Annotated in this window: 16 protein-coding genes; 7 read left to right on the top strand and 9 right to left on the bottom strand. The window is 45.9% G+C overall.

Annotated features, from left to right (window positions below; translation table 11 throughout):
* Positions 1-191: 191 nt before the first annotated feature.
* The 5 genes from QUA99_RS09140 to polA all read right to left on the bottom strand — a co-directional run bounded on the left by QUA99_RS09140 (position 192) and on the right by polA (position 9,177).
* Positions 192-1,907: a calcium-binding protein gene (locus tag QUA99_RS09140; RefSeq protein ID WP_333235820.1), complete on the bottom strand. Its 1,716-nt coding sequence runs from the start codon at positions 1,905-1,907 to the stop codon at positions 192-194.
* 456 nt (positions 1,908-2,363) lie between these two features.
* Positions 2,364-4,079, bottom strand: a complete 1,716-nt coding sequence (locus QUA99_RS09135) for a HAMP domain-containing sensor histidine kinase (protein ID WP_333235821.1) — start codon at positions 4,077-4,079, stop codon at positions 2,364-2,366.
* A 259-nt stretch (positions 4,080-4,338) separates the two neighbouring features.
* On the bottom strand, positions 4,339-4,860 hold the full coding sequence (locus tag QUA99_RS09130) for a hypothetical protein (protein WP_333235822.1): 522 nt from the start codon (positions 4,858-4,860) through the stop codon (positions 4,339-4,341).
* Between the two features lie 553 nt (positions 4,861-5,413).
* Complete coding sequence (locus QUA99_RS09125) at positions 5,414-5,986, bottom strand: thermonuclease family protein (RefSeq protein WP_333235823.1); 573 nt, start codon at positions 5,984-5,986, stop codon at positions 5,414-5,416.
* 11 nt (positions 5,987-5,997) lie between these two features.
* On the bottom strand, positions 5,998-9,177 hold the full coding sequence (gene polA, locus QUA99_RS09120; RefSeq protein ID WP_333235825.1) for a DNA polymerase I: 3,180 nt from the start codon (positions 9,175-9,177) through the stop codon (positions 5,998-6,000).
* A gap of 98 nt (positions 9,178-9,275) precedes the next feature.
* Between polA and QUA99_RS09115 the strand changes: the two genes are divergently transcribed.
* Positions 9,276-10,700 (top strand): J domain-containing protein, encoded by a 1,425-nt coding sequence (locus QUA99_RS09115; RefSeq protein WP_333235826.1) that lies wholly within the window; start codon positions 9,276-9,278, stop codon positions 10,698-10,700.
* 55 nt (positions 10,701-10,755) lie between these two features.
* Here the strand turns inward: QUA99_RS09115 and QUA99_RS09110 are convergent, their stop codons facing one another.
* The 4 genes from QUA99_RS09110 to QUA99_RS09095 form a co-directional block, all read right to left on the bottom strand.
* Complete coding sequence (locus QUA99_RS09110; RefSeq protein WP_333235827.1) at positions 10,756-12,507, bottom strand: EAL domain-containing protein; 1,752 nt, start codon at positions 12,505-12,507, stop codon at positions 10,756-10,758.
* A gap of 332 nt (positions 12,508-12,839) precedes the next feature.
* Positions 12,840-13,214: a histidine kinase dimerization/phosphoacceptor domain -containing protein gene (locus tag QUA99_RS09105; protein ID WP_333235828.1), complete on the bottom strand. Its 375-nt coding sequence runs from the start codon at positions 13,212-13,214 to the stop codon at positions 12,840-12,842.
* A 37-nt stretch (positions 13,215-13,251) separates the two neighbouring features.
* Complete coding sequence (locus QUA99_RS09100; protein ID WP_333235829.1) at positions 13,252-14,232, bottom strand: PAS domain-containing protein; 981 nt, start codon at positions 14,230-14,232, stop codon at positions 13,252-13,254.
* 838 nt (positions 14,233-15,070) lie between these two features.
* Positions 15,071-16,267 (bottom strand): WD40 repeat domain-containing protein, encoded by a 1,197-nt coding sequence (locus QUA99_RS09095; RefSeq protein ID WP_333235830.1) that lies wholly within the window; start codon positions 16,265-16,267, stop codon positions 15,071-15,073.
* A gap of 378 nt (positions 16,268-16,645) precedes the next feature.
* Here QUA99_RS09095 and QUA99_RS09090 point away from each other — a divergent pair, with 378 nt between their 5' ends.
* From QUA99_RS09090 to QUA99_RS09065, 6 genes are all read left to right on the top strand, one after another.
* Positions 16,646-17,020 carry a DUF1257 domain-containing protein gene (locus tag QUA99_RS09090; RefSeq protein WP_333235831.1) on the top strand — a complete coding sequence of 125 codons (375 nt, stop codon included), beginning with the start codon at positions 16,646-16,648 and terminating at the stop codon, positions 17,018-17,020.
* Between the two features lie 102 nt (positions 17,021-17,122).
* Entirely contained in the window at positions 17,123-17,809 is a 687-nt protein-coding gene (locus QUA99_RS09085) for a class I SAM-dependent methyltransferase (protein ID WP_333235832.1), read from the top strand.
* A gap of 120 nt (positions 17,810-17,929) precedes the next feature.
* On the top strand, positions 17,930-18,127 hold the full coding sequence (locus QUA99_RS09080; RefSeq protein ID WP_333235833.1) for a hypothetical protein: 198 nt from the start codon (positions 17,930-17,932) through the stop codon (positions 18,125-18,127).
* Positions 18,102-18,503: a hypothetical protein gene (locus QUA99_RS09075; protein ID WP_333235834.1), complete on the top strand. Its 402-nt coding sequence runs from the start codon at positions 18,102-18,104 to the stop codon at positions 18,501-18,503. Before QUA99_RS09080 ends, QUA99_RS09075 begins: the two co-directional genes overlap by 26 nt.
* 5 nt (positions 18,504-18,508) lie before the next feature.
* Positions 18,509-18,826, top strand: a complete 318-nt coding sequence (locus QUA99_RS09070) for an RNA-binding protein (protein ID WP_333032386.1) — start codon at positions 18,509-18,511, stop codon at positions 18,824-18,826.
* 107 nt (positions 18,827-18,933) lie between these two features.
* The gene (locus tag QUA99_RS09065; RefSeq protein ID WP_333235835.1) at positions 18,934-19,212 is read left to right on the top strand and encodes a type II toxin-antitoxin system ParD family antitoxin; all 279 of its coding nucleotides are present in this window, start codon (positions 18,934-18,936) and stop codon (positions 19,210-19,212) included.
* Positions 19,213-19,457: the final 245 nt, after the last annotated feature.

Raw genomic sequence — 19,457 nt, 5'->3', positions numbered from 1 at the left:
GGCAACAACCTTTTTTTGGCTTATAAGAAAAATTTAAGTTTGGTCAGTTCGCTGTTGCTTTCTTGTGAATGAGTGGTAAAAGTAGGTTACAAAATTGCAATAACTGTGCCTATTAATGCCAAGGATTGTTTGCCAAATTTAATCATGTTCCATGAGTAAAATTGATTTTACAAATGACCACTTTACTATCTCTAGACCGAGATGAAATCTTCAGAACCGATGAGATTGGGAGCAACACCTATCAAAGAAGCTAAAATTTCACCGCTGCCGACTACTGTAATTAATGTGCCGTCCGTTCCCGGCGAAATTGATAACTGTCCGAAGGTCAAGCCATTGATTAATTGGACGGTATCTTGAGAGTTGGCGAAATCAGCGATTGTATCAACTCCCAATCCGGCACCTAAAACAAAGACATCGTTGCCCCCGCCGCCGACTAGAATATCGTTTCCCAAACCGCTGTTGAGAGTGTCAAAACCTTTGCCGCCATTCAGGATATCGCTGCCGTCGCCCCCGACAAGGACATCGTTGCCCCGCAAACCGATGAGTACGTCATTCCCTTCCACACTGTTGATGATATCGTTGCCGCTGGTCCCAAACAGGATGTCGTTGCCGTCCGTGCCGTTGATGTTGTTATTAGGAGGGTTGTTGCTTGGAGTGTTGCCGGTTTCAGAAACAAAGACATCGAGGGTATTGTTAGTATCCCCCGGCACGAGGTTAGTAGCCTCAGATGAAAACGTTACTCTCCGCCCATCTGCAGAGATGGAGGACTCGAAGGACCCCTTGTTCCCCTGATTGCCTGCTGAGTCAACAGAGACACGGGTGGTGGTATTCGTCAACAAGTCCCGCACGAAGATGTCGAACCGATTGTTAGTATCCCCCGGCACGAGGTTGGAGGCATCTGAATGAAACGCCACAAACCGCCCATCGGCTGAGATGGAGGGGCTGAGGGAGTAATTGTTCGCCTGATTGCCTGCTGAGTCAACAGAGACACGGGTGGTGGTATTGGCTAGCGTGTCGCGCACGAAGATGTCCATGTTATTACCAGTGTCCCCCGGCACGAGGTTTGTAGCCGAAGAGTAAAATGCCACCAACCGCCCGTCGGCTGAGATGGAGGGGTCAAAGGAGCCGATGGGCTCGAAGGAGTTGTAGAACCCCTTCGTTTGATTGCCTGCTGAGTCAACTGAGACGCGAGTGGTGGTATTCGTCAACAAGTCCCGCACGAAGATGTCGCCGCTATTGTTAGTGTCCCCCGGTACGAGGTTTGTGGCATTAGAGAAAAATGCCACAAACCGCCCGTTGGCTGAGATGGAGGGATCGCCGGAATACTTGTTCCCCTGATTGCCTGCTGAGTCTACAGAGACGCGGGTGGTGGTATTCGTCAACAAGTCCCGCACGAAGATGTCGCCGCTATTGTTAGTGTCCCCCGGCACGAGGTTTGTGGCATTAGAGAAAAATGCCACAAACCGCCCGTCGGCTGAGATGGAGGGATCGGAGGATAAGTTGTTCCCCTGATTGCCTGCTGAGTCTACAGAGACGCGGGTGGTGGTATTCGTCAACGAGTCTCGCACGAAGATGTCGTTTGTATTGTTAGTGTCCCCCGGTACGAGGTTTGTGGCATTAGACCAAAATGCTACAAACTGCCCGTTGGCTGAGAGAGAGGGCTCGGTGGAAATGTTGTTCCCCTGATTGCCTGCTGAGTCTACAGAGACACGGGTGGTGGTATTGGCTAGCGTGTCGCGCACAAAGACATCACCGCTAGCGTTAGTGTCCCCCGGCACAAGGTTGGATGCTGGAGATTCAAACGCCACAAACCGCCCGTCGGACGAAATGGAAGGATAGGAGGAGATAATTGAGCTTTGATTGGCCTGATTGCCTGCTGAGTCAACTGAGACGCGAGTAATATTCATAAGCCCTGATATTTCAATAGTCCGAACTGTTTTTATTTCGTAGTCTGAAACCCTCGATTTTTCGTTGGTAGCTCGATCGCCTTAGAGCATTGAAACCCTTATCCTACGGTTCGTAATCAAAAATTGTCCGAAGTATTGACATTTAAGAGTACAACTTTGGAGATGGGTTTTGCGATCGCACGGCAATTGGGGCTATTTACACTTTATGCCCTAACCGCCTTGGCGGTTGCTGTATCAATAGATTTTTAAATTTCCCTCTTCCTTCCTCCCTCTTTCTTTTTCCTTGAACATCTGCCTCCTGACTATTGACGAATGCTCAATAATTAATCTGTGTATCCGTGTCAAAATCCATATCTTGCCTGACCGAAAGCATCCCGGATACAAGCCCCCGAATTTATCCGTGGGGTCAATGCTTCAATCTAAAATCTAAAATCTAAAATCTAAAATCGATTGACTTCATGCCTGCATCACCACCCGTTCCGGGAGACTGACAATAAAAGTTGAACCTTTACCGTCTTCGCTTTCGACGCTAATTTCGCCGCCGAGAATTTGACACAAACGCTGGCTAATTGTCAATCCCAAACCCGTGCCTCCGTACTTGCGGGTAGTCGAAGCATCAGCTTGGGTAAAAGGTTTAAATATCTGCTCTAATTGCTCGTCCGTCATGCCGATGCCGGTGTCGCTAACTCGAAACATTAAAACTTGAGAAGTGTAGTTTGATCCAGAGTAAAAATCATTATTTTTATTTGGTTTCGTCGGTCTTGATTTTTCAATTTTAATTCTTTCGACGCCGATAGTAATGACGCCTTTTTCGGTAAATTTGGCAGCATTGCTGAGCAAATTGAGGAGAATTTGCCGCACTTTCGGTTGGTCGGCGTACATTGTGCCGAGTTCGCCTTTGGTTTTCAGTGCTAAAGAATTGCCTTTTTTTTCTACTAGCGGTTGAGCCGTAGTCATCACTTCTTCAATCATGGTTGCCACGTCGAAGTTTTCTAAATAAAGGGTGACGTGACCGGCTTCTATTTTGGAAATATCGAGGATGTCGCTGATCATATCCAGCAGGTGTTTGCCTGCGGTTTGAATTTTTTCTAAGTCTGGGAGAAAGTCTTCTGAACCGGAATCTTGAGCATCTTCTTGCAGCATTTCGCTGTAGTTAATGATGGCGTTGAGGGGGGTGCGGAGTTCGTGGCTCATGTTGGCAAGAAATGCACTTTTCGAGCGGTTGGCAGCTTCGGCGGCTATTTTTGCTTCGTGCAATTCTTCTGTATATTCTGCTACTCTTTGGATCAGTTCGTTGAGGGAAGTTGCTAGCATTCCCACTTCGTCGGAAGTAGTGACGGGTACTTGCAGGTCAAAGTTCGATTCTTCTGTCACTCGCTGAGCGATGAGGGTTGTGGCTTCTAAGGAACGAGCGATCGCCCCGCTGGTGTATGCTGCTAGAATTGCTGCGATCGCGGCTGATATCAAGAGAGAGCAAACGAGAATCAGAGTTCCGAGTTTTTCTGCTTTGTCGTAGGTACTCAATGCCTCGTCTGCTTTCTCGCCAAAGCTGCCGGCCAGTTTGGCTGAATCCTGCGACAACTGTTCGAGTTTCAAAGCGGTTTCGCCAGCCGCAAAATTGTTCAAGTTCCGCTCGAAAGCCTGCTGCTGCTTCGGATTTAAACCAGATAATTTCGCAGTCGCCAACAATTTTTGTACTTCTTGAAAGTATGATTCTACAGTTTTGCCGTTGACTTGAACGAACTGTTGAAGCAGTTCGTAGTCTTTGGCCACCTCGGGATTCTTAGTCGGTGGAAAGGTTTGCAGTTGTTCGAGGATGCCGCTCATCTGAGCAACGCGAGTCAGGAATTCCGAGCGTTCGCGATCGAAAATTTGCGGTTTTGCCGTCAGACTCGCCAGCTTTTGCTGCTGAATTCTGACTTCCTGCACGGTGTTATTGAGGTTGGTCAAGATTTCCCCTTTATCTCGATCGAGCGCCAGTTTTTCCCGCACCTGCTGTTTGTAATAAAATTCTACTCCCCGTCCCGCCACAGCACCCACAATGGCAATACAAATGACCAAGGCGTATCCGCAGCCGATTTTCTGCCTGATACCCAAGCGAGTGAACATATTTCTCAAATCTGTTTGAGGGGGGTTATGGGGTTGATTTTTCGAGGCTAAGGTTGAAGACATGGGCAATATACTCGTCACCCTGAGAGGCACTATCTATATTCTAATTGATGCCTGCGTGAGGGTAAATAGAGTTTTTCATGCCCAACCAAATTTCGGCACTTTCGGGTCTGTGCAGGGTTCCACTGATTTCTCTGCTTGACAGTTTGGCTAATTTGTGAATAACTAATTAAAATTTACGAGTTATAAGTTGCAAGTTATGAGTTAGATTGGTTATTCACAACTTAACTCTACTCACAACTCACAACTTGTAAGTTTTCCTCTACTGGCAAAGTCGAAATTGTGCTATCTCAGCAGGAATTTTTGAAGCATTAGGTACGTTTGCAGAGGCAGGGACGAAGATTCCCATGCCGAAATTGCAACCCTCTGCCTTCTTGCATTCCCCAGGCTTAGCACTGATTTGATATTCGCCTTGGGATGGGGGAGTAAAAGAGATTGACGCCAGTTCGCCTGTTTTTTGACTCACAGCGATTTCCTGGCCGCTTGCATCCTTGAGAGATAAGTTTAAATCCTGGCAATTTCCGTCGCAAGTGGCAACAAAAACATACTCCACATTAGGATGCAGCGTGGCTCTAAAAGGAGATGAAACTTGGTTGCGAACTTGGCCCAGCAACGGCACAAATACTAATTTTTGACCGTTGCCTTTCCGCTGGTCAACTTCTGTTTTCAAGCGACAAACAACCGTTTTTTGGTCGTCGGTCAGTTCTTGAGCAATCGCATTTCCTACAATTGCAGTACCGAGGATCAGGGCAATGCCGGAAATAACCAGATGTTTGAAATTCATTGATGTCCCTTAAAGTTAATTTTGGGTGATTGCAATAGACCGCTTTTGTCAGCAGTCTATTGGTTTATCAGGAGCCTATCACATTTGTTGACTTTTCCTAAAAAACAGGTCGGAGAAAAGTGCGATCGAACTCATGTCTGGTTTTAGATGAATCTGGCGTCAGCTATCGCCGAAACTCCACAGATTGCGGACGGTAGGAGCAAAACCTCGTCCTGATTGTATTGTACTAAATTAGGGCGATCGGCATCGGACTCTAGAAACCCGGTTTCTGGGGGGATGCGAAGCAGCTAAACCTAAGATTTATAGTAGAGACCGGGTTTAACAAGACCTGAATGACTCCAAGACTGTAAATATCTGATACAGGTTCCCCGATTCCAGACCAACAACACAATACCAATTTCCAAAAATCTTGCTACAATCCTCAATCTTATACCAATTATTAAAAGTCGTAGCTCCCCGTCAGGACACGGCATTGCCGTGTCCCTACTCAACATCCATCCGTTAAATCCGTTAAATGCGTTCTACAATCCCTTGCCTAACTTCCTGCTTCCCCTCATTTATCGCTGTTGCGAAATTTCCACGCAGGAACAAATTTAGAATCTCCCCAAACGCCGCGGCGATTTTTCTTAGCTTCGGCTTCCGCTTGTTCCAGAACACTTGCACTCGGACAATTTTTCAAGTAAGGACGGTAAACCATTGCCAATCCTTCGCGGGTCAAAACTTCTTGGGCAAATGTGCCGTTTGGCAAGCGAACTTCGCTAACTTTGCGGCCGTAGCGGTCAGTATCGGTGACGGTCAAAACAACGCGACCGCCCCCTTGTTTGACTAGCTGCTGCATTCTTTGGTGCGCTAGATTTCCCCACTTAAATTGATTTTTTAGTGCTGATGCTTTGCTATTTTTTTCAGCATTTGTGTGCGCGATTTCCGGTGCATCTACACAGGCAAAACGCACTTTGATATCTTTCCCCGCTGGATCGCTGGCGACCAGGGTATCGCCGTCGCTGACACGCTTGACAGCATAGTTGTTGGCCGCTAACTTTTGTGGACACCCGAATAGTAGCAATAGCATAGCAACTGCACTTAAGGTTTTTATTTTTGGGAAAATCGCGATTTTAGTTTGGCTCATATTTCTCTGTTTTATTTAGTTTCCATCCAATTCTGCCCAGCGTGGATGTCAACTATCAGCGGTACGCTAAGTGGCAGAGCATTTTCCATCGCCGTTCTAATTTTCGGCTGCAATTCTTCCCATTCATCGGGAGGCACTTCAAAGATTAATTCATCGTGAACTTGCAGCAGCAGCCGCGCCTGATAGTTTTGCAAAATTTTGTGTACCTCAATCATGGCAAGTTTAATGATATCAGCACTGGAGCCTTGAATGGGAGCGTTGGCTGCGGCCCGCAAAGATTGGGCATCATCTCTGCTGACAGATTTAAGTCTATCGGAGTGAATGTCTTGGGGATTGCGACCTTTTAAGTCCAGGAGGCTTTCGCTCTCGAATTTTAAATAGCGGCGGCGGCCTAGAATTGTGGTAACATAGCCTAGGGCGATCGCCTCTTTTTTTACTTTCTCCAAATATTCAAAAACTTTACTGTAACGCTGGTTAAATCGTTCAATAAACTTTTTACCGTCTGCTGAAGTTTTGCCCATCGATCGACCAAACTTAATCGCCCCCATACCGTAAATTACCCCGAAATTAATCGTTTTGCCAAACCGTCTTTCATCGGGAGTTACTTCCTCTTTTTCAAACAGCAGTTGAGCCGTCACGGTATGCACATCTCGGTTATTTTGATAAGCTTCAATTAACACAGGTTCTTGACTCAAGTGAGCCAAAATTCGCAGTTCAATTTGAGAATAGTCAGCCGACACCATCACCCAACCTGCTTCCGGCAAAAAAGCCTTGCGAATTTGCCGCGAAAACTCGGTGCGGATGGGAATATTTTGTAAATTTGGATTGGAAGAAGAAAGCCTTCCCGTACCCGTTGCAGTTTGGTTGAAATCTGTATGCACTCGCCCGGTATCGGCACGCACTAACTGCGGCAAAGCATCGACATAAGTTGATTTCAATTTGGATAATGTTCGGTGTTCTAATAAATCGTCTACAATCGGGTGGTCTCCTTGCAATTTATCCAATACAGCGGCGTCTGTAGAGTATCCCGTCTTCGTTTTGCGAGACTTTTTCTGAAACTCATCCGGGATTTTTTCTAAAAATATTTCGCTGAGTTGTTTCGGCGAACCTAAATTAAACTTTCTCCCCGCTGCTTGATAAGTTTTTTCTTCTATTTCTTTTAAGCTCTTTTCTAGCTGTTGTGAAAGTTCTTGCAGATATGCTGAATCAATGCGAATTCCGCAGTATTCCATTTCTGCTAAAACTGGTTCTAAAGGCTGTTCTACTTCCAGCAGTAACTGGTGCAAAGACTTTCCCGGAAAGTTAGCTTCATCAGCTTTATCCAATTCTGCTCTAAGTTTATTTACTAACCCAAATGTGGTGTGAACATCCATGCCGCAGTAGTCAGCTACCGCGGGAATACTGATGTCAGCAATTGTTTTGTTTTTGGGTACTAATTCATTGTAACTTTTGGCGACAATGCCTAAGTATTTCCTTGACAATTCGCTGAGACTGTGGCTAGTTTCTGGGTTGAGTACGTAACTGGCTAGCATGGTGTCGAAGACGACTCCGGCTAGTTTGATTCCCTGACAGCGCAGGATCGATCGATCGAACTTAGCATTTTGCAGCGCCTTGGGATAATTCTCGCTTTCCAAAATCGGACGCAAAGCATTTAAAACTGTGGCTTTGTCCAAGTTTTTGCCCGTTTTGTGTCCCGTGGGAATGTAAGCGACATCCTCTTCACCGGTTCCCCAACAGCAGCCAATTCCGACTAATTCGGCGTCTCGCGGTTCGATGGCGGTGGTTTCGGTATCCCACGCCACGGGTGAGGCTTTGTCGGTGCAGGTTTGCAGCAGTTGGACTAATTCGTTTAACTGTTCGGTTGTTTGAATTATTCGGGGTTGAATTGGCAGTTTGTTTTGCTGCTGGGCGGCTTTGGTGTCATCATGAGTCCAAAACCACAATTCGTCTGCTTCTGAACTTTCACCAGTTTGAGGTGACTTATCTATTGTGGGGTGGGCATCTTGCCCGCCCTTTGCCACAGGCAAGATGCCTGTGCCACTGTCGGCCACAGGCAAGATGCCTGTGCCACTGTCGATTGAATAGATTGTGGGGTGGGCATCTTGCCCGCCCTTTGCCACAGGCAAGATGCCTGTGCCACTGTCGGTTGAATAGATTGTGGGGTGGGCATCTTGCCCGCCCTTTGCCACAGGCAAGATGCCTGTGCCACTGTCTGTCAATGGCAAGATGCCTGTGCCACTGTCTGTCAATGGCTCTTCTGTGCCGCCGAACCGTTTTTGAATTTGCTTTACTTTCCCTAAAAATGTCTTAAATTCCAACTTTTCCAGCATGGGAATCAAGGCTGATTCATCAAAACCTATAAGCTGGCAATCTTCTAAGTTGATTTCTAAGGGCACGTCTTGGACAATTGTCGCCATGCGTTGAGAATGATAAGCAGCTTCTTTGCCTTCTTCTAGCTTTTTCTTAGTTGCTCCTTTAATCTCATCGATGGCTGCATAAATTCCGTCGAGGGAATTGTAAGCTTCCAGCAATTGCAGGGCGGTTTTGTCGCCGATGCCTTTGACTCCGGGGATGTTGTCGGATTTATCGCCGCACAAAGCTTTGTAATCTACTACTTGTTCGGGCAAAATACCGAGTTTGGCTTTGACTTCTTCCGGACCGTATTCTTGGGATTTGCCTTTGCCCGATCGCCTGAGTTCATCGGTACTCAAATACAATACGCTAATTTGTTTTTCGGTTTCTACTAATTGAAACAAATCTCGATCGCCCGTGAGGATTTTGACCTGATAACCTGCCGCGCTGGCTTTGTTTGCCAAAGTTCCCAAAACATCGTCTGCCTCGTAGCCGGGAGCAGTTATGGCGGGTAAATTCAAATAGCTGAGGAGTTCTTGCAGGTTTTTGATATCGGGGATGAAATCTTCGGGAGTTTCCGCACGACCGGCTTTGTAGGTGTCGTCTGCTTCGTGGCGAAATGTGGGCGTGGCGAGGTCAAACGCGATCGCCATGTACTGGGGGTCGTGGGCAGCCATTACTTCCAGTAGCGACTTGAGAAAGCCAAAACAGACGCTGGTGGGAATGCCCGTCGTAGTTCGCAAACCCCCATCTCGGCTTTTGGCAAAGGCGAAGTAGGAACGAAAGGCCAGGGAGTGGCCGTCAACTAGGATGAAGGTGGGAGGTTGATTTTCCGACACAGACACAGTTACCGATCGCGCGAAAGGATTTTCTCATTGTAGCCAGTTGTCAGTCGGCATCGATCGACCCGAAGGATGGCCCGCAGACTTGAGAACGGTTGACAGTTGATGGGCGATCGGCTTACTGTGCAGCTTGGCTGAGAATAGTAGAAGATGTTAAGTGCGATTCCCTGCGGGATAGCTTCGCTTCACGCCAATTTACCAACACCTGCCCGTCGAAGCCTATGGCTGACATTAATCGATGCTACGAAATCCTCGAAATTGAGCCGGGAAGTTCCCTAGAAGAAATTAAGCGCGCTTACAGGGATTTAGCGTTTGTGTGGCATCCCGATCGGTTTGCCCACAACGACCGCCTGCAACAAAAAGCTCACCAAAGATTAACAGAAATTAATGAAGCTTACCAGCAGTTGGTGTTGTTTCTGAGTCAGCCTGAATCGAGGTCGATCGAAAAACAGTTTCAGCAGCCGCCGCCCCCGCCGGAAAAGCCGCTGAGAAGGCGTTCTCGAAAATCAGCCGCCAGGCCTGGTTCCCAGCGCAGTCAAACCCGCCCAAAAGCCGTCTCCAAAAAAATTCAAACTCAAAACAACTCTTCAACCAAGAAACGATTTACTACTCAAAATCGCCAAGCGCGGCGGGGAAAAAAACAATCTGCCACAAGCGTTGCGAGGAAAGCGCGGCCATCTCTAAACTATTCAAACCTTACCCCCAAAAGGAAAAAAGAATTTCCCACTCAATACTCCAAACCGCGACCATCTCAACAATATTCAAGCTTCCCTTGGACACCACTGGCAATCGCTGTGGCGAGTTATGCTTTGACCGGTTGGATTTTGAGGGAATCCCCGCTGTGGATGTGGACTTTAATCTGCGGTGCAGATTGGCTGTGGGCCGCGATTTTGCTGGCGGAGGGTTCGGCAACGCCTAGAGTGTGGCTGGCGGCGTTAGTTTTGGCTGGGGCGGTAGGGGGGTCGATCGCCGGTTTTCAGGCGGGAGGAATGGTAACAGGGGCTGCTTGGGGCGCAGTTGGAGCTGGTTTGGGGGCGATCGCCAGTTCCGAGGCCCAGTATCGGGCGGTGGCTGTAGTTTTGGCCGTAGCGGGAGTGGTGACAGTGGTGGGATTGATGGCTGGAACGGTTTCTGGGGATTGGGTCAACGCATTGGCGGCGGCCGTGTGTTGGGCGGTTGTTGGCTTGACGTGCGGGCTGGCGGCGGAAGTAGGCTTGAATTCCCGGGGCCCCATCGGGCTCTCTGGTGCGATCGGGCTGGGGATTGGGGCGTGGGCGGGGGCTTTGGCTGGGGCGGGTTCTGAGGCGATCGTCCAAGCTTTGGCTATCGCCGGGTCTAAGACTGTTTATGGGGCTTGGGCTGCGATCGGCATTATTGCTGGAGTGGTGGCGCGGATGGTAGCTGCTGAAAGGTCGATCCACAACGGCAGCGGGCTTTATACGTTTATCCTGTTGGTGGCTACTTCCGGTTTTGGGCTGTGGCTGGGCAGGGTGGTTGGGCGATCGTATCTTTTGAATTAATCATTAGTCATCAGTAATTAGGGAAAATTACCCATTATCCATTACCCATTACCCATTATCCTATTTTATAGCAACTGCCAAGACGATTAGAAGTTTCTTGTTTGCTCAAACCCGAGCTTAAAATTGCTTCTTCCTTCTTCCTCCAGCATAACTCCCAGCACTTATCGCTTTTCAGCAGCGCTTCAAACTCAGCCCTTGGCAAAGGCTGGCTGAAAAAATAACCTTGAATTTCGTCGCACTCGCGATCGCACACAAAAGCAAGTTCCGACTCATTTTCTACCCCCTCAGCAATCACAGTCATGTTCATGCAGTGTGCCATTTGAATAATCGCTATTGTAATCGCTGCATTTTGGCGATCGTCTGCAATATTCCGAATAAAACTCTTGTCAATTTTGATCGCATCAAACGGAAAGCGTTTCGGATAACTCAAAGAAGAATAACCAGTGCCAAAATCATCAATTGCTATCCTAATCCCCATATCTCTCCACACCGTAAAAGCTTCAACTGCTGCCGTTTCATCTTCCAAAATCAGACTTTCCGTTAATTCTAATTCCAGACATTTAGGATCGAGATTAGTTTCTCTCAATATCTGTCTGACTCTCTCCGTCAAGTTTTTGCGATCGAACTGGCGGGCTGACAGGTTGACGGCTACCCGCAGCGGCGGCAACCCCTGTATTTGCCAAGCTTTAGTTTGCCTGCAAGCAGTCTCTAAAACCCATTCGCCCAGCGGTGCAATCAAGCCCATTTCTTCAGCCATTGGAATAAATTCTGCCGGGGAAACTCTGCCCCTTTCTGGATGATTCCAGCGCACCAAAGCTTCAGCACCAATAATTTTACCTGTTTTAATTTCTATTTGTGGCTCATAATAAACTTCAAACTCCGATCGTTTTAAAGCATTGCGGAGGCAAGTTTCTTGAGTAAATCTATTGATAGAAATACTCGCGGCTTTGGCAGTGTAAAACTGATATTTGTTGCCACCTTGTTGCTGAGAACTGTACATGGCTGTATAAGCATTTTTCAGCAGTTCCTCTCCATCGCTGGCGTCCCTTGGAGATAAAGAAATGCCGATACTCGCCGTGACGTACAGTTCCGAGCCTTTGACAATCATAGGTTGGGCTACAATATCTAAAATGTTTTGAGCCATCTTAGCAGCCTCCTGTTTTTCGGCAACTGGTTGGAGAACAATTGCAAATTCTGCTGCTTCCAAACGAGCCACAATATTAATGTTCTCCGTGCAGTTACTCAGCCGCTGCGCAACTTTGCAAAGTACGGAGTCGCCAATATCGTGTCCTAAGGTACTGTTAATCCGGTTAATCCTATCTAAACTGAGAGTGACAACGGGAATCATTGCTGGCAATGCTTTTTGCTTGTCTAACAACTGACTTAGCAGTTCTCGCAACAGCGAACGATTTGGCAAGTTTGTCAAGCTATCGTACTGATGTCGGTGGAGAGCCAATTGAATAGTTGTGTGCATTTTTTTTGCCTCAAAAGGTTTGACAATATAGCCGAAGGGTTTGGTTCCATTGACGCGCCACAAAGTGTTTTCGTCAGGATAAGCTGTCAGATAAACTACCGGGATTTGAAAGCGAGATCGAATTTCTTCTGCTGCTAGAATGCCGTCGATCGATCCTTGCAGGTTCACATCCATTAAAACTAAATCCGGTCGGAGTTCTGCTGCTGATTGAATCGCTTCTTCTCCGGAATAGACAATACGAGTTATTCTATATCCTAGAGATATTAAACTGTCTGAAATATCTTCTGCAATGATATTTTTGTCTTCAACTATCAGAATTGTTTTCTGTGACATTAACTTTTCTCCTACAAGTGCTATTTTGGTTAGAAAAATGTTAGCTTCAAATTCGTACTAGCAGTTTTTAATATTTCTATTTTTTTGCGAATTTTGTTAACTGAAGACTCGATAGACCGCCAACCTAATCTTAGAGGATGTTTTAAAAGTCCGGTCAGGTATAATTTAGCCCTGATGATTGGGCTTAACTGAGACGATAAATCAAGCTTTGGGCCCATACTTAGATGCTTCTTTGTGCCAACTATGAGGTCAAACGACCCTTTTAAAACATCCTCTTAGGAATTTTAGATAATCTAAGTGTTGAATAAAACCCATTCCACTGTCCATCCCAGCTAGCACGCCAACTCGGCGAGCGTCCTAGTAAAAATTATTTTAATTTTACCTTGAGTTTGTCCTCTCAAAGCATAATTCTGGGAATTTGTTACAAGCTCGTCGAGCGTGAATCTGCAAGGAACTGCCGTATTAATATTGAGAGAATCCCACGCAATATTTGTTTGAAATGTGACGCCTGCTGCCTGAATTTCATCAGCGTGTAATAAATGGTGGGCGAGATTTTGGATGTATTCCGCAAAATCAATGTTTGACGAGTCTTTGGATAGAGAGAATTGTTCGTGAACCAGGGCGATTGACCTGACTCTGTTTTGACTTTTTTTTAACATTTCATTAACAAGGCTGTCTTGGATGTAGCGGGACTGAATTTTGAGCAAACTGGAAATAAATTGGAGGTTGTTTTTGACGCGGTGGTCAATTGGTTGGAGGAGGACTTCTTTTTCTGCATCGCTGGCGATCGCTAATATCTGTCGCGGTTCCGCACAAGCCTAAAATAGCGCCGTTTTCCGCTTGGTTGACGGTGCTGTTGACGCGCAGGCGGACGGGAGTACCGTCTTTGCGAATGTGTAATGTTTCGTAAGGAAAATTAGCGGTTTGTGGCTGAATGCTGGTTATCGCTAAAATTGGCGCCAATATTTCTATTTGTCTTGTTTTTTGTTGGTGAACCAAAAACTCGGTGAAGCGACGTTTGAGCATTTCTGGCGGTTCGTAAATGTAGATGCGTTTGGCGGCGGAATTGACAAAAGTCAAGAGGCCTTCAATATCGATCGACCAAATCAATTCTTCGGAAGTTTCTAGGAGGTTGCGGTACTTTTTTTCGCTTTTGGCAAATGCTGCATTCCAGACTGCCGTCTGCTGCTGAAGTTTGTCTTCTAATTCTTGATTTGCCGTTTCCACAGTTGCGATGGACGGATCGCGTTCAGTAATTTCAGTAGAAACACCGACGGCCCCGACAACTTCGCCGTTTCCATCTCGCAGGGCTGCCGATCGAATTTCGTAAATAAAATGCCCTTCTCGGACATTCCAAATGCGATCGTTTCCTGTTAATACCTCAGCAATATTTTCTAAGATATCTGGCTGGCTGCTGTAAACTTCAAAAATCGACAGCCCGACAGTGGCACCTGGTTTGAGTCCCAAATTTTCTAATCCTTTCCCTGCAGCAAGGGTTAACTTGCCGTGTCTGTCTGTTGCCCACAGGAAAATCGAGGCACAACTGACAGTGGGATGCAGGGTTTCGTTGGCTTGTTTGAGCCGATCGATTTCTGTGTAAAGCCACTTCTGGGTGCTGTTTAATTTTACCGTTAGTCGATCGGCTTTTTGCTGCCAACTGGCAGCAGTGTCGCACATTTCTGCGGGATTGCGGGAAGGACAGATGAATTGGTTGCAGTGTGACATGGTTACTTTGGGATGCACTGTATATGTAACTGCGGCCTATGTTTTAAGCATAAACTTTTTAAGTCAATTATTACACTTAGCAATAATACTCATGCGAGCCAAATGCGATAGTTTAAACCTAGTTTCAAGGATTCAGTAATGGCGGCTAGCTCAGGTTTTATGGCTACGGTTCAAAAATTGATAATAAGCGGAATAATGCCTGCAAATCGGTATTTTTACGGTAATTATTTGTAGTCGGTCAAAAAAAACTTCCGCAATTCTCAGCTTGGACAAGAACTGTAATTGTAAATTTATTATATTTGTTTGCGTAGATTCACGTACCGAGGCATCGGGAATCGGGAGATATTAAACAGTCCAGGACGCACTCTTAATATCATGTCCGGTCAATACCAGTCATAAAAGGTGTTTGTAGTTAGAAAGTCCGTCCGAGCGAGTTTTATGAGAATAGTCCTGAAGGCAGGCTTGCCTTGCTAAACCGGGTTTATACGAAAAAAGCTCGGGTTGAGTGATAAGGATCGCGAATTAAATAATTTACACTCTTGAAAGTGGGGTGGGCCTGAAAGCCCGCCCTTTCTGGACGGGCGGGATGGGCCCATCCCACAAGAACATCACGCATTGTAAGTTATTTAATTCTCATTCCTAAAAAATATAAGAATAATATCCTTTCCGTTTGCATCGGAATAATTTTTTTTGGAGTGGGGTACTCGCGGGACTTCAATTAATAGCCGTCAATAAAAATACAACAGTAGACCCTGCTCCCAACCCATAGCCTAGCAGTCATTCCCAATTCTTCAATTTAAAATCTAAAATCTAAAATCTAAAATCTAAAATCTAAAATCTAAAATGGTATAACTCCCCAAATTTTGACAGTTTTGTCTATACTGCCGCTAATAATAGTTTCACCATCGCTGCTAAAAGTAAGACAAGTAACAGAGTTTTGATGTCCGCTAAGAGTGTGAATATGTTCGCCGGTACTGGCATTCCAAAATTTGATATTACCATCGGCACTAGCACTGACAACAGTGAGTCCGTCGGGACTAAAGGCGATCGCATTTATCGAGTTAAAATGCCCCGCCAAAGTGATTGGACTATCTGGATTTGATAGCTGTCGCAGTTGAATGTTTCTGTCCCAGCCGCCAGCCGCCAAAGTCGGCCCGTCTGGACTCAAAGCCAGACAATTCGCGTAACCCTTAATTGTTTGGAAGCACTCTCTGCTGCGGAGGTTCCACAGTTTAATTGTACCGTCAGAACTGCTGCTAGCGAGAGTTTGTGCGATCGGGCTAAAAGCAAGACTAACAATTCCTGCTTTATGAGCTCCCCAAGTTAAAAGATTGCCAAAGGTACAGATTAACTTTCCCGTCTCTAAATTCCAAATTTTAATCGTAGTATCTGCCGAACCGCTGGCGATAACTTGACTGTCGGGACTGACGACAATTGCGCTAATTTCCGCTTCATGTCCGAGGGAAGTATGCCGCAATTCTCCTCCCTGCCAAATTTCGATCGCACGATGTTTCGGAGTATTTCTGATCCTCACAAAAACTTCGCTTTCTTTGCAAAGTACAAAAGTTTCTTGAGCGCGGGGATACTTGTCAACAGTATAGAGTAATTCTCCTGTATCTACATCGCAAATTCTAATTATTTTCCCGTGCAAACTCGCCGTGCGAGATCCTCCGGGACTAATCGCAAGATTTGTCCCAGTTTTCACAGTGCGGATGCAGTCAAAAAGCTTGTAAGGCACGAAGTCTTTTAAAGCTTGGCGCACTATAGGTTCTGTCCTCGATCGCAAAATTAAATAAGCAACTCGCTGCACTTCTGGTGCGGGATCAAGCAGCGCCTCAATTGCTAAATTTAAACCAGCGCCTCCGTATTTAGGAGCATCTTTAACAGCGGCAATCCGAGCCTCGATACTAGGACTGTTGAAGCGCTGCTTGACCCCCGCGATGCCTCCCAAAACAGCGCCGGCGATCGGGATTTGACTTTGGCCGCCGAGGACGGCATCATATTCTCTGGGTTGGTTAGAATTGTCTGGCATCATACGATTTTAGATTTTAGATTTTAGATTTTGAGGATTGAAGAAAGCGAACTCACGAATAACTCGGGGGAAATTGTTATCGGATATCGGATTGTTTAGGTTGTTAGAATTATCGGCTATCATACGATTTTAGATTTTAGATCTTAGATTTTAGATTGAATAATTTGAGGATTGAAGAAAGCGAGCTCACGGATAAATCGGGGGAATTGTTATCGGATACTATGTTGTGAATTTCTGCACAGATAAATCCGGGGGCTAGTAACCTGGCTGCTTTCGCTGACGCTAAAACCTGGTTTAAGAGCACAAGTTCTAACTTATTGACTGTGGCAGTTTATAGTATTATAATCAAATTAGCGTTTCACACAAAAATCCGAAAGTGATATGTCACACTTCACAACGATCAAGGTTCAGATCAAGAACGGCGAACTGCTGCATCAAGTGTTGGAAGAGCTGGGTTATCAAGTAGAGTGCAATGTGCAGGTACGGGGTTATCGGGGCGACAAAATTAATGCCGAGTACGTGATTCGGCAATCCAATGGTTACGATTTGGGTTTTCGCCGCACTGGAGAGGATTACGAATTGGTGGCGGATTTTTGGGGCGCTCGAATTAACCAGCAGGAATTTGTCAATTCAATCAGTCAAAAATACGCGCGGAAAAGTTTGATGGCGGCGGTGCAGTCAGAGGGTTTTCATGTTGAAGAAGAGGAAACTTTGGCAGATGGAACGCTGAGAGTTGTAGTGGGTCGATGGGTTTAAGAATCGGGCTTTGTGAACTCGTTTTTATGTAGCCAGGACTTACGCAGGATCGGGTTAAAATCTGATTTTTTCGTAAGTCCTAGTACCAATAGGAGAATCACCATGAAATTCGATCGCCCTGAACAACAAATTCAACAAAGTTGGGAGGCTAATGCTGACGCATGGATACAGGCGATCGACCAAAATAAGATTGAAAGTCGCCGCGCAGCAACCGATGAGGCTATTCTGCAAGCAGTGCTGCGCTATAAGCCTCGGCGTGTTTTGGATGTCGGATGCGGTGAAGGTTGGCTGACACGCGCCCTAGCAAACCGTGGTTTTGAGGTTGTCGGAGTTGATGGTTGCGCTGTTTTGGTCGATCGAGCTCGCGAGAAAGGAGGCAGTTGTTTTCGGGCGATCGGCTACGATGAGATTATTGCCGATCCAGCGATACTCGGTCAACCATACGATGGAATTGTTTGCAATTTCTCGCTACTGGGTGAGGAAATTGGAGGTTTATTGCGATCGTTACGCAAAGCAATAGTCTCAGACGGACATCTGTTAATCCAGACAGTTCATCCATTCACAGCGTGTCAGGAACAGCCCTATGTTGATGGATGGAAAACCGAGACTTTCGACAACTTCGGCGGAGCTTTTCGAGAGCCAATGCCGTGGTATTTTCGCACTGTTAGTTCGTGGTTTCAACAAGTGTCGGAATCTGGCTGGAGGGTCTGTGAATTCGAGGAGCAGACACATCCACAGACGCAGATTCCTCTTTCCATGCTGCTGATTTGTCAGTCACCCGGCGATTGAAATCTGGTCAAACGAACTCCGAGCAGAGGGGGACTGAAGAGGGAATTTTGTATGATGCGATCGACGCGATATAATTAAAACAAACAAGTCAACGAATATTAGGAAAAAAAGTTACTTACCATGAACATTGCAGAACTCAAAACAGCAGTAAAGCAACTTCCACAGAATGAACTCGCAGAGTTTGTCAAATGGTTTGAAGATTTCCAAGAAGCTCTTTGGGATAAACAAATTGAAGAGGATCTGAAAGCAGGCAAATTCGATCCTGTGAGGCGACAAGCAAAACAAGCATTTAGTGAAGGAAAATGTCTGGAAATCTGAAGCATTTTACATGGAACCTAGTCAGTCACAATCCCCCCAAATCATTACAATTTACAAAGCACCTCAAAAACGCAAAGGTCAGAAATTACTGAAAGAGGGATTTCAACCCGTCGATTTTCCCTACAATCCTCCTTATGTCGATGGAAATTGCTATTTTGCCGGCCCCAACGATCGAAGTATTGCAGAAGAGTATAATCAATGCTATAAAGAAGGGATACTGGAGGTTTCAATTGATAAGTCAAGTTATGAGCAGTATTTCAAGTCGCTGGAATATCGCTATGATGAGAAAGACGGTTACGAGCGAATTGAGGTAATTGTACCTCAACGCTTGTTTGCCATACTCAACCAATTTCCACGAGTCCTCAAACCACACTGAATATTATGGATAGTCAAAGCTGGGAACAAATTAAGTTAAAGTACAGATTGGGGCAATTTTTGCTGGGTAAAGTTGAATATCATGCTCCCTTTGGAGTGTTTGTTAATATTGGTGAAGATGCTGTCAAAGGTTTGATTAAAATTCCAGACTTTTTGGATAACGGAGAGATGAGTGAAGAGATGTATCCTGAAATCGGTAGTGCGATCGGTGCAATTATTGTTGGATATAACGAGGGTAATTGTCGTGAAGTGTATCTTAGTGCGAAGCCTAGTGTTTTGCATGAAATTCTTGTGCCGTTGAGAAGTCGTCCGGTGCTGGTTTGAAATAATTAGGTATGCTAAGATCGATCGCAAAATCCAAATTTTGCCACTCGCTGGTTTCAAAGATCGATCGACACGATATAATTGAAGCAAACGAGTAAATCAATACTATGAGCATTACTCTGACGAAAACCCAAGAACTATTCATCCAAACTAAACTGCAAACTGGTAAATATGGCTCTGCTGAAGAAGTGCTGGAAGTTGCTTTGCGGTTGTTAGATGAATACGATCGCGCCGATCGCCAGTGGATCGATACTGTACGAGTTAAGATAGATGCTGCTGTTGCTATGTCCGAACATAATCCACCGATTGATGGCGAAACCTTGATTGCAGGGATTTGCGATCGTTTCCGGCAAGTACGGGATAGTAAACAAGGCTATACTAATTGAAATGCTTGTATGATAGTTGCATTCAATTCCTGCATTTGCTGACTTCCTAACTCGCCCAATCGTCTCAGTATTAATCTCTGTTCAAGACTGACAATCCGAGTCACTCTAACTTTAGAAGCTGGGGGGGTGACAACCCGCGCCAAACCCAGAGAGCGTAAAGATTTAACCCACTTGTGCTAAAAAAAGATAGGCAGCCGAATTCTTACAAGCTAGCCTATCTCAAAAATTAATGTTACCAACATTCT

It is taken from the genome of Microcoleus sp. F10-B2 (assembly GCF_036704965.1).
GTDB lineage: Bacteria > Cyanobacteriota > Cyanobacteriia > Cyanobacteriales > Microcoleaceae > Microcoleus.
Note: the sequence above shows the minus strand (reverse complement) of the source record. Positions and strands in the feature narration are given on the sequence as shown.